The organism is Psychromonas sp. KJ10-10 (genome assembly GCF_047323245.1).
Classification (GTDB): domain Bacteria; phylum Pseudomonadota; class Gammaproteobacteria; order Enterobacterales; family Psychromonadaceae; genus Psychromonas.
The window spans coordinates 2,367,228-2,381,006 of record NZ_CP178826.1 but is presented as its reverse complement, the minus strand read 5'-3'; the positions used below and the strand labels follow the sequence as shown (position 1 = coordinate 2,381,006).

The 13,779-nt window shown below is 37.4% G+C and carries 12 protein-coding genes and 3 pseudogenes; 2 read left to right on the top strand and 13 right to left on the bottom strand.

The features are described from left to right. Positions 1–131: 131 nt before the first annotated feature. From bioD to bioB, 6 genes are read right to left on the bottom strand one after another with little or no spacing between them, the layout of a single operon-like run. On the bottom strand, positions 132–746 hold the full coding sequence (gene bioD / locus ACLKMH_RS13800; protein ID WP_413698680.1) for a dethiobiotin synthase: 615 nt from the start codon (positions 744–746) through the stop codon (positions 132–134). Further along, on the bottom strand, positions 673–831 hold the full coding sequence (locus ACLKMH_RS13795) for an AAA family ATPase (protein ID WP_413702472.1): 159 nt from the start codon (positions 829–831) through the stop codon (positions 673–675). The genes bioD and ACLKMH_RS13795 overlap by 74 nt, the downstream gene beginning before the upstream one ends. Beyond that, the gene (bioC, locus tag ACLKMH_RS13790; RefSeq protein ID WP_413698679.1) at positions 828–1,661 is read right to left on the bottom strand and encodes a malonyl-ACP O-methyltransferase BioC; all 834 of its coding nucleotides are present in this window, start codon (positions 1,659–1,661) and stop codon (positions 828–830) included. Before bioC ends, ACLKMH_RS13795 begins: the two co-directional genes overlap by 4 nt. Continuing rightward, complete coding sequence (locus ACLKMH_RS13785) at positions 1,661–1,930, bottom strand: aminotransferase class I/II-fold pyridoxal phosphate-dependent enzyme (protein WP_413702349.1); 270 nt, start codon at positions 1,928–1,930, stop codon at positions 1,661–1,663. Before ACLKMH_RS13785 ends, bioC begins: the two co-directional genes overlap by 1 nt. A 13-nt stretch (positions 1,931–1,943) precedes the next feature. Further along, positions 1,944–2,810 (bottom strand): 8-amino-7-oxononanoate synthase, encoded by an 867-nt coding sequence (locus ACLKMH_RS13780; protein ID WP_413698678.1) that lies wholly within the window; start codon positions 2,808–2,810, stop codon positions 1,944–1,946. A 49-nt stretch (positions 2,811–2,859) separates the two neighbouring features. Next, complete coding sequence (bioB, locus tag ACLKMH_RS13775; RefSeq protein WP_413698677.1) at positions 2,860–3,882, bottom strand: biotin synthase BioB; 1,023 nt, start codon at positions 3,880–3,882, stop codon at positions 2,860–2,862. Positions 3,883–3,997: 115 nt separating this feature from the next. On the opposite strand from bioB, the pseudogene bioA reads away from it, so the two are divergent. Next, a pseudogene (gene bioA / locus ACLKMH_RS13770) lies at positions 3,998–5,298 on the top strand (adenosylmethionine--8-amino-7-oxononanoate transaminase). A 180-nt stretch (positions 5,299–5,478) separates the two neighbouring features. Continuing rightward, positions 5,479–6,877: pseudogene (gene asnS / locus ACLKMH_RS13765) on the top strand (asparagine--tRNA ligase). A gap of 138 nt (positions 6,878–7,015) precedes the next feature. Here the strand turns inward: asnS and purF are convergent. The 7 genes and pseudogenes from purF to ACLKMH_RS13730 form a co-directional block, all read right to left on the bottom strand. Beyond that, positions 7,016–8,530, bottom strand: coding sequence for an amidophosphoribosyltransferase (purF, locus tag ACLKMH_RS13760; RefSeq protein WP_413698676.1), 1,515 nt, complete (start codon positions 8,528–8,530; stop codon positions 7,016–7,018). Between the two features lie 81 nt (positions 8,531–8,611). Beyond that, a pseudogene (locus ACLKMH_RS13755) lies at positions 8,612–9,105 on the bottom strand (CvpA family protein). Between the two features lie 73 nt (positions 9,106–9,178). Next, on the bottom strand, positions 9,179–9,625 hold the full coding sequence (locus ACLKMH_RS13750; RefSeq protein ID WP_413698675.1) for an SPOR domain-containing protein: 447 nt from the start codon (positions 9,623–9,625) through the stop codon (positions 9,179–9,181). A 194-nt stretch (positions 9,626–9,819) separates the two neighbouring features. Continuing rightward, positions 9,820–11,091, bottom strand: a complete 1,272-nt coding sequence (gene folC, locus ACLKMH_RS13745) for a bifunctional tetrahydrofolate synthase/dihydrofolate synthase (RefSeq protein ID WP_413698674.1) — start codon at positions 11,089–11,091, stop codon at positions 9,820–9,822. A 44-nt stretch (positions 11,092–11,135) separates the two neighbouring features. Beyond that, positions 11,136–11,921: a tRNA pseudouridine(38-40) synthase TruA gene (gene truA / locus ACLKMH_RS13740; RefSeq protein ID WP_413698673.1), complete on the bottom strand. Its 786-nt coding sequence runs from the start codon at positions 11,919–11,921 to the stop codon at positions 11,136–11,138. A 48-nt stretch (positions 11,922–11,969) separates the two neighbouring features. After that, the gene (gene glgC, locus ACLKMH_RS13735; protein ID WP_413698672.1) at positions 11,970–13,232 is read right to left on the bottom strand and encodes a glucose-1-phosphate adenylyltransferase; all 1,263 of its coding nucleotides are present in this window, start codon (positions 13,230–13,232) and stop codon (positions 11,970–11,972) included. Between the two features lie 10 nt (positions 13,233–13,242). Next, a complete protein-coding gene (locus ACLKMH_RS13730) occupies positions 13,243–13,635 on the bottom strand; it encodes a hypothetical protein (protein ID WP_413698671.1) in 393 nt (130 codons plus the stop codon). Positions 13,636–13,779 lie beyond the last annotated feature (144 nt).

The following is a 13,779-nucleotide window of genomic DNA, read 5'->3' as shown; positions in this document are numbered from 1 at the left end:
ACTGTTTATATTTTAATCTACTCAATATTACATTAAAATTAAATATTGTTTACTAAAAATAAATAACTTATGTGTAACCAGTTGCTATTTAATTTGCTAGGTTTACTTAAAAATCAAGATATTGATTAATATTAGAAATTTACGGATACAAACTGAGTTAGATCAGTATTATGTAAATCCTTTAAATGGGGAATTTCAGCTAACATAGGCGCATCTATTTTTTGCTTTAAAAAGGTAAGGTTTTGCTCATAGAAGTCCATATCAGGTTGCACTTGATTAGCAATCCAACCCGCAATCTTTAATCCTGAATTAATGATGTTTTGATAGGTTAATAACGCATGATTTAAACAGCCTAACTTCATACCAACAACCAAAATAACGGGCAATTGTTGCGCTATTACCCATTCTGAAAACACTTGTCCATTATTAATCGGTAATAACCAACCACCTGCCCCTTCAACAAGTAAAAGATCAGCCTGCTTATCCTGTAGTACCTGTAAACCTTGGCTGACCCTATCAAGATCAATAGCAGTATTTATATTTTCAGCGGCAATATGCGGTGCTATTGGCTCAACAAAAGCAATTGGATTAACCAAATCATAATCAACCTTGATGCTACTACTATTTTGCAAAATTAGGGCATCTTCATTGCGTAATCCATTGATTGTTTGTTCACAACCAGCTGACAATGGGTTTATAGGCAAGCGTAGATTTTCCCTGCTTATTAGCAGTTTGTAATAATGCATCGCAACATACCGTTTTACCGACATCAGTATCAGTACCGGTTACAAAGTAAGTTTTGTTTTGTAATTTCTTTTTTGTGAAGGTCATTTTGTTGCCTCAATATAACAAACTTGATAGGTCAGTTTAAGTCGCCCCTGTTCATCAATAAATGGTTGATAGCCAGCTTGTAATTGCTTGAGTATTTGGCGTCCTAGCCTTTGTAATGAATGATGGCCATGGACATGATTAGCACCAACTCCCTTTAAGGCACGCATCACTTCAATCACATTTTCATAATATAAAACACGTCTTTCAGTAGTGATATTTACCTGACTAAAGGGGACTTTAGCAAGCGTCTCTTTAATGTGCTTTAAACTCAAAAAAGAGTTGGTGTGTGGATTTTGATCTACTTGTTTCCACGCCTGAGTAAGTTCATCTAAAGTGCCATTAAGCAGAGTGGAAAAATAGCATCGCCCTTCTGCTTTAAGGCTTTTATGAACCTGTTGTAAGCAAACTTCTAAGTTATCACTCCATTGCACCACTAGATTAGAGTAAATAAGATCTAAGCTATTTTCGTGAAAGGGAAGATTATCTATGTCTCCCTGTTGAAAGGTAACATTATTAATATGGCGCTTTTTGACTTGATCTAACATGGTCGCTGATAAATCGAAACAAGTGATGTTGGAATGACAGAAATGGGAGCTTAGTTTTTCAGTAAAATAGCCTGTACCACAGCCTAAATCAACAATGTCATTAATCGCAAAAGAGTGTGATTCATCTTTTATGACCATGTTTAAAAGTTGATCACCTACATCCCGTTGAAGCTGAGCAAAATGATCATAATGTTTAGCTGCTTTTGAAAAAGACTCAGCTACCGCTTGTTTATTAATACTTTGTGTCGGTATGTTTTTCATTTGAGTTGGCATTAAGGTTGGCATTAATATTCGCTTAATATCGTTGAAATGGCTTTAATTAAATCACCAATATCCTGTGTTTCATGTGCGCTTGTGATAGTGATGCGAAGCCTTGAAGTGCCAACAGGCACCGTTGGAGGACGGATTGCTGTGACCCAAAATCCAAAATATTGAAGTTGTTGTGCAATCTTTAGAGCTTTTATACTATCGCCTATGATCAGTGGTTGTATTGCTGTTTGCGAGTCACTCAGTAAAATATTAAGTTGCTTAGCGAGTCGCTTAAATAAATTAATGTTTTCAAATAATTTATCTCGTCTCCATTGCTGTGTTTCTACTATTTTTGCAGAGACAACTGATTGTATGAGCCATGGCGGGCGGTAAGCCAGTTGTATAGATGTAAGGCTTGCTAAAATTATTCAAATAATCAATAAAATCTTGGCTACCTGCGACAAATGCACCACTCACTCCTAAGGCTTTACCAAAGGTGGCCATTAGGATTTGTGGCGCATTATTTTTTGCACCACTTTCAACAATACTGCCCTGACCGTTTTTGCCTAATACACCTAACCCATGGGCATCATCAATCATTAACCAACTGTTATGTTGTTTAGTTTGTTTTAGTAGTTGTGAAATTGGCGCTTTATCACCATCCATACTGAAAACACCTTCGCTAATAGCCAAAGTATTTGGGTTTTGATGTTTATCTAACAATGAAGACAAATGACCAATATCATTATGTTTAAAACGGAGCATTTTACAGGGACTTAAACTGCCTGCTTCCATCAGAGAAGCGTGATTAAGCTTGTCTTGTAAAAGTAAGGCATTTTTATCAAGTAATAATTTAATGATCGCTTGATTGGCAGAATAACCAGAGCTAAATAATGCAACTGCATCTACACCTAACCAGGCTTTTAATTGTTCACAAAGCTCATGATGCGCTTGGTTATAACCTGTTACTAGATAGGAACCTCCACTGCCCACTCCATATTTGTAAGCGCCCTCTTGCCAGGCAGTAATTAAAGCGGGATCTGAAGCTAGACCGAGGTAATCATTACTAGAAAAATTTAAATAACGTTTTCCTGCAATGTCGATATATCGGCCTTGTTTACTTTGGATGATCTGGCTTTGACGGTATAAGCCCGCTTCTTTTCGCTCGCTGTAATTGTGTTTCAATGAAGTCAAAAGCCACAATTAAAGCTTCGCAGTCGCATCGTAAAACAATTCATCTTTTTGAGCATGACGAATAATAGCGAGCATCAATATTTTGTTCTTTTTCAAAGGGAGAGAAATTCACTGCTTCTTTATTAATACCCAGTTTTTTGAATAATTTCATATCAGCACTTTCATCTGGGTTATCTGTGGTTAATAACTTACATCCGTAGAAAATTGAATTCGCACCCGCCATGAAACACAAAGCCTGGGTTTGTTCTGACATAGCATCACGTCCTGCAGATAATCGAACGTGAGATTTAGGCATCATAATACGTGCGATAGCAATAGTTTTAATAAAGGTAAATTCATCAAGATCATCAACATTATCAAGCGGCGTGCCTTTTACTTTCACTAATTTATTGATCGGCACACTTTCAGGCTGTTGTGGCATATTAGCAAGTTGAACTAACAAACCTGAACGGTCTTTTCCTTCTTCACCTAAACCAACAATCCCACCACTGCAGACTTTCATGCCAGCGCTACGTACATTGTCAAGGGTATCTAAACGTTCTTGGTAGGTACGTGTAGTAATAATTTTGTTATAATATTCTGGGGAGGTATCAAGGTTATGATTGTAATAATCAAGTCCGGCTTCAGCGAGTTGATCTGCTTGCTGAGTATCTAACATACCTAATGTCATGCAGGACTCTAATCCCAGTGATTTAACTTCTTTAATCATTTCAACTAAATAAGGCATATCACGTTGTTTAGGATTTTTCCAAGCGACGCCCATGCAAAAACGTGTCGAACCGGTCGCTTTTGCATCCTTTGCGACTTTAATAACTTTTTGTACTTCCATTAAAGTTTCTTTTTCAAGGCCAGTATCGTAACGAGCACTTTGAGGGCAATATTTACAGTCTTCCGGGCAAGCACCTGTTTTAATCGAAAGCAAAGTACTCACTTGCACTTCATTTTTAGGAAAATTAGCACGATGTACCGTTTGAGCTTCAAAAAGTAGATCCATAAAGGGTAATTCAAACATCGCCTCGACTTCATCGACAGTCCAGTTTTGACGCACTGTTGTATTACTCATAATTTTCCCTCTATTAAATTTTGTTACAAAAAAGTTGTTATATATTAAAGTTCATTGTTATCCTGTCAACTTTTATAACATTATTTCTTTACATCTGTACAAATAGCGAGCAATCATGATATCAACAACGCCTTTAGATCATCAATTTGACAAAAATCATCTTTGGCATCCTTATACTTCAATGAGTAATCCCTTGCCCTGTTACGGTGTAAAATCAGCTAATAAATGTATTTTGACGCTAGATACTGGCGAGCAACTGATAGATGGTATGTCTTCTTGGTGGGCGTGTTTATTTGGTTATAATGTTGAAGAGTTAAATCAAGCTGACTAAACACCAACTTGATCATATGGCACATGTGATGTTTGGTGGATTGACCCATCAACCCGCAATTGATTTAGGTAAAAAGCTGGTTGATATTACTCCAGAATATTTAAATAAAGTGTTTTTATGTGATTCCGGCAGTGTTGCAGTGGAAGTATCACTGAAAATGGCACTGCAATACTGGCACGCTAAAGGAACACCTCGCAGTCAATTTTTAACCATTAGAAATGGTTATCATGGTGATACTTTTGGGGCTATGAGTGTCACTGATCCTGAAGGTTCGATGCATGAGTTATATCATCACTTTTTAGCCAAACAGCTTTTTGCACCTCAACCAAGTATTAAGTTCAATGAGACTTGGGATAAAAGTGATTTACAAGCTATGCAAGTAATCATTGAAGATAATAAAGATGAAATAGCGGCTATTATTTTAGAGCCAATTGTTCAGGGTGCAGGGGGAATGCATTTTTATCACCCAGAATATTTAAAAGGTGTTCGTGCCCTCTGTGATGAATATGGTTTATTGTTAATCGCCGATGAAATTGCCACTGGGTTTGGGCGTACAGGTAAATTGTTTGCCTGTGAACATGCACAAATATCACCAGATATTTTATGTCTTGGCAAAGCCATCACAGGTGGTTATATGAGTCTTGCTCGCAACGCTTACGACACAGCATATCGCAGAAACGATCAGTAATGGTAAAGCCGGCGTATTTATGCACGGCCCTACTTTTATGGGCAACCCGCTTGCCTGTGCAGTAGCTAATGCCAATATCGATAAGCTAATGAACTCAGATTGGCAAAAAGCAGTATTAAATATTGAACATAAATTGAAGGCACTATTAGCGCCCTGTAGCAATCTAAGCTCGGTAAAGTCTGTGCGTATATTAGGCGCAATTGGTGTGGTTGAATTAAACAAAGCTGTTGATGTGGCCGTCGTGCAAAAACAGTTTGTAGACTTAGGGGTTTGGATCCGTCCCTTTGGAAAACTTGTTTATATTATGCCTCCTTATATTATTGAAGAAGCACAATTGAAGCAGTTATGTAATGCTATATATCAGGTCGCTTTAAGCAACACTTATCAAGATGGATAATAAACAAACAAATTATTAGTCATATTTACTGTTGTAACTGGCCAGTTAAACCTAAAGCTGATTAAAATGACTGAATATCAACTCATAAGCTTGTATCTGGCTACCGCCAAGGTAATATATGTGCCTATTAAAAATTTTACAAAAAACAGTTAAAACTGTGTTCATGGAGTAGTAATTCAGATGTCAAAAACAGCAATTGTTGAAATATTCAACGACAAATTTCCAGTTGGCGAGAAAGTGACTGTCAACGGATGGATCCGCACACGTCGCGATTCAAAAGCCGGTATCTCTTTTTAGCTATTTACGATGGTTCATGCTTTGATCCTATTCAAGCTGTTGTACCTGCTGATTTGGAAAATTACACATCTGAAGTACTCAATTTAACAGCCGGTTGTTCTGTGACAGTAACGGGTGAATTAGTAGAAAGCCCAGGAAAAGGCCAAAGCTTTGAAATACAAGCGACTAAGGTTGAAGTACTTGGATTTGTGCAAGACCCTGATACTTACCCAATGTCAGCAAAACGCCACAGTATTGAATACCTGCGTGAGCATGCGCATCTTCGTCCACGTACCAATATAATTGGTGCTGTTACTCGAGTACGTAACTGTTTATCACATGCTTTGCATAACTTTTTCTATGAAAAAGGTTTTAACTGGATCAGCACACCAATCATCACAGGTTCTGACTGTGAAGGTGCTGGTGAAATGTTCCGAGTAAGTACTTTAGATTTAGAGAACCTACCAAGAACAGATTCTGGCAAAGTTGATTACAAACAAGACTTCTTTGGCAAAGAAACCTTTATGACGGTTTCTGGTCAATTAAATGCTGAAACCTACGCCTGTGCTTTAAGCAACGTGTATACTTTGGCCCAACATTCCGCGCTGAAAACTCACATACAACGCGTCATTTAGCAGAGTTCTGGATGGTTGAACCAGAAATCGCCTTTGCTGACCTTGCCGATGCGGCACAACTTGCTGAAGATATGCTGAAATACGTCTTTAAAGCAGTGCTAACTGAACGTGCTGATGATATGGCTTTCTTCGCTCAACGTGTCGATAAACAAGCGATTAGTCGTTTAGAAAAGATTGTTAGTTCTGAATTCGTGCGTATGGATTACACTGAAGCGATTGAAATCTTACAAAAATGTGATAAGAAATTTGAATACCCTGTTGAATGGGGTGTTGATTTACAATCAGAACATGAACGTTACCTTGCAGAAGAACATATCGGTGCACCAATTATTCTCCAAAACTATCCAAAAGACATTAAGGCTTTCTACATGAAACTTAATGAAGACGGTAAAACAGTGGTCGCAATGGATGTATTAGCACCGGGTATCGGTGAGATTATCGGTGGTAGTCAACGTGAAGAGAACCTTGAAGCATTAGATAAACGTCTTGAAGAAATGAACTTAGACATTAGCGATTATGGTTGGTACCGTGATTTACGTAAATACGGTACAGTACCACATGCAGGTTTTGGTTTAGGTTTTGAGCGTCTAGTCTCTTATGTAACGGGTGTACAAAATATCCGTGACGTAATTGCATTCCCACGTTCACCAGGTAGTGCAGACTTCTAAGCCTAAGTTAATCAAACACAATTTTAAGCCAACTTTTTGTTGGCTTTTTTGTGCCTGTAATTTATGAGCTGGCATAAAAAAACCACCTGTTTAACAAGGTGGTTTTTAAAATATCAATCAGTTAAGAAACTAAGCCTGCTATGACTCGTTATGCATCTCTAAACTAGCAATTTCTTCTTTTTGCTCTTGAATCACTTTAGCATCTTCGTTACGTAAGCTTGCTAGATAATCAAAATATTCTTGATCAACATCGCCAGTGACATAAACACCATCAAACACTGAACATTCAAAACCATCAACTTTTGGATTTTGTTTTTTAACTGCATCCTTTAGGTCTTCAAGATCCTGGTAAATCAATTTATCAGTACCAATCGCATCGCTTATTTGTTCAACAGTACGATTGTAAGCAATGAGTTCATCTGCTGTTGGCATGTCAATACCATAAACATTTGGAAAACAAACCTGTGGTGCGACAGAAGCAAAATAAACATGTTTTGCACCCGCTTCTCTAACCATTTCAATAATTTGCTCAGAGGTCGTACCACGTACAATTGAATCATCTACTAATAAAACAGACTTACCTTTAAACTCCGCAGTAATTGCATTTAGTTTACGACGAACTGACTTACGACGTTGTGTTTGACCCGGCATAATAAAGGTACGACCGATATAACGGTTTTTTACAAAACCTTGACGGTAAGGAATACCAAGCTCAACAGAAATCTCTAAAGCAATATCGTTTGACGTTTCTGGAATCGGAATAACCGCATCAATTTCGATATCTGCCCATTCACGTTTGATTTTGGCACCTAACTTACGTCCCATTTCAAGGCGCGCTTCGTAAACTGAAATACCACTTAATGTAGAATCAGGACGTGCTAAATAAACATATTCAAAGATACAAGGATGTAAGCTCGTTTTTGCTGCACATTGCTGTGTGAACAATTGGCGATCTTCAGTGATATAAATTGCTTCACCAGGTTCAACATCACGCATTACTTTAAAACCAATTGTATCTAAACCAACACTTTCTGAGGCAACGATGTATTCCATTGAACCAGATTCTGTTTTACGAGAACCTAGTACTAACGGACGTATACCATCAGGGTCGCGAAATGCGACCATTCCATGACCGATAATTAATGAAACAACTCCGTAGGCACCACTGACTTTGTTATGTACTTCACTAACAGCATTAAAAATATTATCGGGGGTTAATGTATCATTATCGACTTTATCTAACTCAGCGACAAAAACATTTAACAGGATTTCTGAGTCAGAAGTCGTATTAATATGACGACGAGAATTTGCCACCATTTTATGTAACTTAGTTGCATTAGTTAAATTACCGTTATGAGCCAGTGCCATACCCCATGGTGAATTAACATAGAATGGTTGTGCTTCTGTCGCACTTGAACTACCTGCTGTTGGGTATCGTACATGCCCAATACCGATATTACCTTTCAAACGTTGCATATGCTTAGATTCAAAAACGTCTTTTACTAAACCATTTGCTTTTCGTTGTTTAAAATTATCATCGGAGATAGTGATAATACCAGTTGCATCTTGTCCACGGTGTTGCAATACTGTTAAAGCATCATAGATACTTTGATTAACAGGAGTTTCGCCAACGATGCCAATGATTCCACACATAAATTCACGCCTTTATTTTAGAATTAATAATTAATATTTTTCACTCAATATTGAGTGGTTGATGGAGCTTATATAAAATTTTTAAGTTGAAAGGTTTTCTAAGAAACTGGAAGAGTTTTCCAAATGACTGAAAAACCATTCGATGATAATACCAAATTCGGGAATAAGAGTAGATTCTTTCCACCAAACTGCCTCATGGAAATTGGTAAAAGAGTCAATAAAAAATAGGATTGCACTGACAATTAAAACACCACGAATGGCGCCAAAAAGCATGCCTAAGAAACGATCTGTTCCAGAAAGTCCGGTAGCTGTAACTAAACGATTAATAATATAATTGATCAAGGCGCCAAGTAATAAAACAGAGATGAATAAAATAGCAATGGAGGCGGAGTTACGTACTAAGGAGTCATTTATTTGAGTAAGGTAAGAAGAAACTTCTGGGTAAAAATTACTGGCGAGAAAAAAGCGGCGAACCAAGTTATTAAGGAGATGGCTTCCTTTGTAAAGTCGCGAATTAAACTAATTAATGCTGAAAAAGCAATAGTGCCTAATATAACTAAATCAAACCAACTCATTGTGACCCTCAATATTTGAACGTTTCAAGCGTGCGAAGTCTATCAGGAAATTAACTTTATTGCTTTCATTAATTTAAGGATTAACAGCATCAAACGGGTAAAGCTTCCCTTCAAGTTGGGTTAGCTGTTTTAAGCGAGCAAGTTGCTTTTCAAGTTTCGATTTAGAAACATCTGGCCCGACAAATACTCTTGTTAACTCACCATCAATAACTTCTTTAGGCACTGTGTGTGCTTGAAATCCTGCTTTATGCAAAGTTTTTAATAATGCGTTAATATTAGAGGCACTTTGAAACGCCCCTAATTGAATAGTCCAAGCAGTCTCTGGTAAAGACTGTTTTTTACTGACAGTCGCTTGTACAACTTCAGTCTCTTGGGGCACTGGTTGTTTTATTTCTTGCGGTACATTAGTTGTGACTTCTTTTTCTATTGTGACAGTACTAGCAACTTCTTCAACTTGCCATTTTTCTTCCGTTGGCTGAACTTCTTTAGCGGGCTCTATTGGGTTTGAAACACTCACCATTGGTTTCTCTATAACAGCAGGAGGCTCAGATAATGTTTGTGTATGCGCTTGAATTTCTGGATGAATCGGCGTAGCAACAAATTCATCTTCATAAGCTGTTTTTTTACCATCTATAATAGTTGGTAAAAAAGCACAACACAGGCAACGAGAATACTAATGCCAACTAATCTATTTTGAAACTGAGAAGCCACAATTTACCCTTGTGATAATGTTAAAAAGTCAGAAACCGTATAAAAAGAACCAAAGATGATAATAATGTCAGATTTTTCCGCTATCGTTAAGATATTTTTATAAGCATCTTTAATTGTTTCGAAACAATGTACATCAGAGCTTTGATCATTACTAGTACGATAATGCTTTAACAGGGTTTGCTGTGATGCGCCACGATAGCAATGTAGAGGAATAAAATGATATTGATCTATTTGACAATTAATCGCTGAAAATGTGCCAGCTAAATCTTTGTCTTCTAACATGCCCACGATAGCAAATATCTTCCCACCTGATTTACGTAACAATTCTAATTGGCTTGCTAAATATGTTGCTGACTCTGGATTATGTGCAACATCTAAATAGGTATCAATTGCTTTTTCTGAAAACTCCCCTTGCATGGTGACTTTTTGTAACCTACCAGCAAGTTGTGCCTGCCCTATGGCACGCACTAATAACTCATTTGAAAGATTTAGTTGAAGCGCTTCTATTACAGCTAACGCGGTGGATGCATTTTGTAAAGGCATTAAGGTTAAAGGTAAATTATCAATACGCCTTTCGCCCTGCCATGACCAAGAATTTGTTGAGATTTTGGCTTCAAAGTCTTTACCCGCATAACGGATATCTGCATTAATATTCTGCGCGTGTGCCTGCAAGGATTTAGGCGCATCTAACTCCCCACAAATAACCGGTTTATTAGCACGGAATACCCCCGCTTTTTCAAAGCCAATTTTTTCTCTGTCATCACCTAGCCAAGCAACATGATCAATGCTAATTGTGGTTACAACACTGACATCAGATTCAACCACGTTAGTAGCATCTAAGCGACCACCTAAACCAACCTCAAGTAAAATAAAATCACACTGTTGCGCCTTTAGGATTAACAAACAACCCAAAGTGACATATTCAAAATAACTGAGCGAGGTCTCACCACGGATCGACTCTATTTGTTGAAAGGCCTGACAATGTAAATCAGCAGACATTTCCTGTTTGTTAATACGAAGTCGTTCCGTGTAGCGTTGAATGTGTGGAGAGCTATATACACCTACTTTATAACCCGCTTGAATGAGAATTTCTTCCAAAAAGGCACAGGTAGTGCCTTTACCATTGGTTCCTGCAACAGTGATCACCTTGCTATCAAAATGTGTAACCTGAAGATCCTTAGCGACTTTACCAATACGTGCCAGTCCCAATTCGATTTCAGTGGGATGAAGTTGTTCAAGGTAAGTTAACCATTCGTTTAAATTATTTTTGTTCATGTTTTTCCCGACGCTATTGCACAAAGTGAAGAATCATTTAAACCTTAATCCTCAATAAACAACGGACCAATTGCAGGTCTTGGTAAATCATATTGTTCTGGATAATCAACTTCAACTAAATAAAGTCCGCCAGGCTTTGCGGTCGCAACGACTTTTGATCTGTCTTTTAAGTCTAATAAAGTAGATAACCAATCAACTGGCTGATTCCCCTTTCCTACTTCAATTAGGCTACCGGCAATATTACGTACCATATGATGTAAAAAAGCATTTGCTTTAATATCTATCATAATAAAATTACCACGGCGGGTGATTTCCAAAAATTCAATGGTACGTACCGGGCTATTAGCCTGACAATGTAATGCACGAAATGATGTAAAATCTTGCTCACCAATAATGTATTGCCCAGCGACTTGCATCAATTGTTCATTTAAGGGAGAGTGATAATGACTTAATCCGCCATGCAGAATACCAGGTCGAAATGGCGCATTATAAATAATATAGCGGTAGCGCCGAGAAGTCGCACTAAAACGTGCATGAAAGGTTTCATCTACGCGTTTCATCCAACGAACTGCGATATCGTTAGGTAAATTAGCATTAGTACCTAGCGTCCAAGCAACATCTTTGCGATCAGCTTCGGTATCAAAGTGAACGACTTGTCCTGTACCATGCACACCTGAATCAGTTCGACCAGCACAATTAATGGTAATAGGATGATTGGCAATAATGGAAAGCGCTTCTTCTAATTTTTGCTGTACAGATATTACTTCTTTTTGGCGTTGCCAACCATAATAAGCGGCCCCATCATATTCTATACCTAATGCAATGCGCATCTTCATCCACCATAACGTCACAAAAACTGAAGTATACCTTCTTTAGCATTAACCTCCAGGCTCTATTTTCAAAAAATTGTCAATCATAGCTTGAGTGACTAAAATGACACCACCTTCAGATATTTCATAATAAAGTTTGTCCACTTCATAATCAAAACCAATAATAAAGTTATCTGGAATACAGCAATCTTCTACAACAAGCACATTATATAATTGGCAATGTTTACCAATAGTCACATTTGGCAAAATCACACAGTGATCTAACATACTATGACGTTCAACTGTTACACAGGTGGATAATAGGGAGTTTTTAATTGATGCTCCTGAAATAATACAGCCAGCAGTGACCACACTATCAACGGCATGTCCACGGCACTCATCCTGGTCAAAGATAAATTTTGCGCCGGGTAATTGTTCTTGAAAAGAATAAATGGGCCAATGTTTATCATACAGATTAAGTTCTGGCTCTAATTGTACAAGGTCTAAATTAGCTCGAAAATATTGATCAATGGTGCCAACATCTTTCCAGTAAGCTTGTACATCGGCGCATCCATCATCATCAAAAATATAGGAATAGACTTTTTGTTCACTGATAGATTTTGGAATAATACTATAGCCAAAATCGTGTTTTGATGCGACTAAGGAAGCATCTTCAAGTAATAGTTTCTCAAGTATCTCAAAATTAAAAATATACACCCCCATAGAAACCAATGATTTACCAGGGATACCTGGTATTTCAGGAGGATGTTTAGGTTTCTCCACAAAATCCGTGACACGCATAGTTTGATCGACATTCAAAACACCAAAGGCGCTTGCTGTTTCACTGTTAACAGGAATAGAAGCTATGGTTATATCCGCGTTCTTTTTAGCGTGATGACGTAACATACGGCTATAATCCATTTTATAAATATGATCACCTCCCAAGATCAAAATATATTTACAATGTTGCCGGCGTATTTGTCTGAGGTTTTGATAAACCGCATCAGCTGTTCCACGATACCAAAGGTCTCCAATTTGTTGCTGAGCTGGAACGATATTTACGTATTCACCTAACTCCCAGGGCATATGCCCCCATGCCTTTTGTACATGGCATATTAGTTCAGCAGATTTATATTGTGTTAAAACATCAATACGGCGTATGCCTGAATTCATGCAATTAGATAAAGTGAAATCGATAATTTTAAAATTACCGCCAAAGGGTAAGCCTGGTTTTGCTCTTTCCTCTGTTAAGTGTTTTAGGCGACTGCCTTTTCCACCTGCAAGAACTAATGCGATAGTATCTCTGGTAATTAAACCAATATGTTGAGACATTTGACACCTCTTAATCTAACAATGCTTGACCATATTTTGCATGGCTTATTGGCGCAACCTTTAATAAATCAGCCTTATCATTATCAACAATTTGCAGAGCTGAATGTATTAAACCATTATTATTTCCAATAATATTGATGTCATAAGTGTGTTGCTTATACTCAAAGATGACACTTAAAATGCCATGCTCAAGATCCCAATAACCCTCACATTTCCCATCATCAAACAAACTATCAATAACTAAGCGATTATTGCTCTGGAAATGAAAAATAAAGGGTTTATTTTTAATTGAAGTAACAAACCAAGCATGTGAAATAATTTCACTAGCAAGTAATCTACGTTTATTTAATTCCCAGAGAATATAAGCCCCTTTGTCAGCACAAAGGTACGGTATTCTTCGCATAAAACATTTTCTAGTAACTCTGCAAATAATATGTTCTTAGATTCATTGTGTTGAGCATTATTTTGCTCATAGATAAACATGATGATCTTCCGATCTAATTCATTTAATAAAGAATACACTGGCATTATTTTTCTCAATTTTATA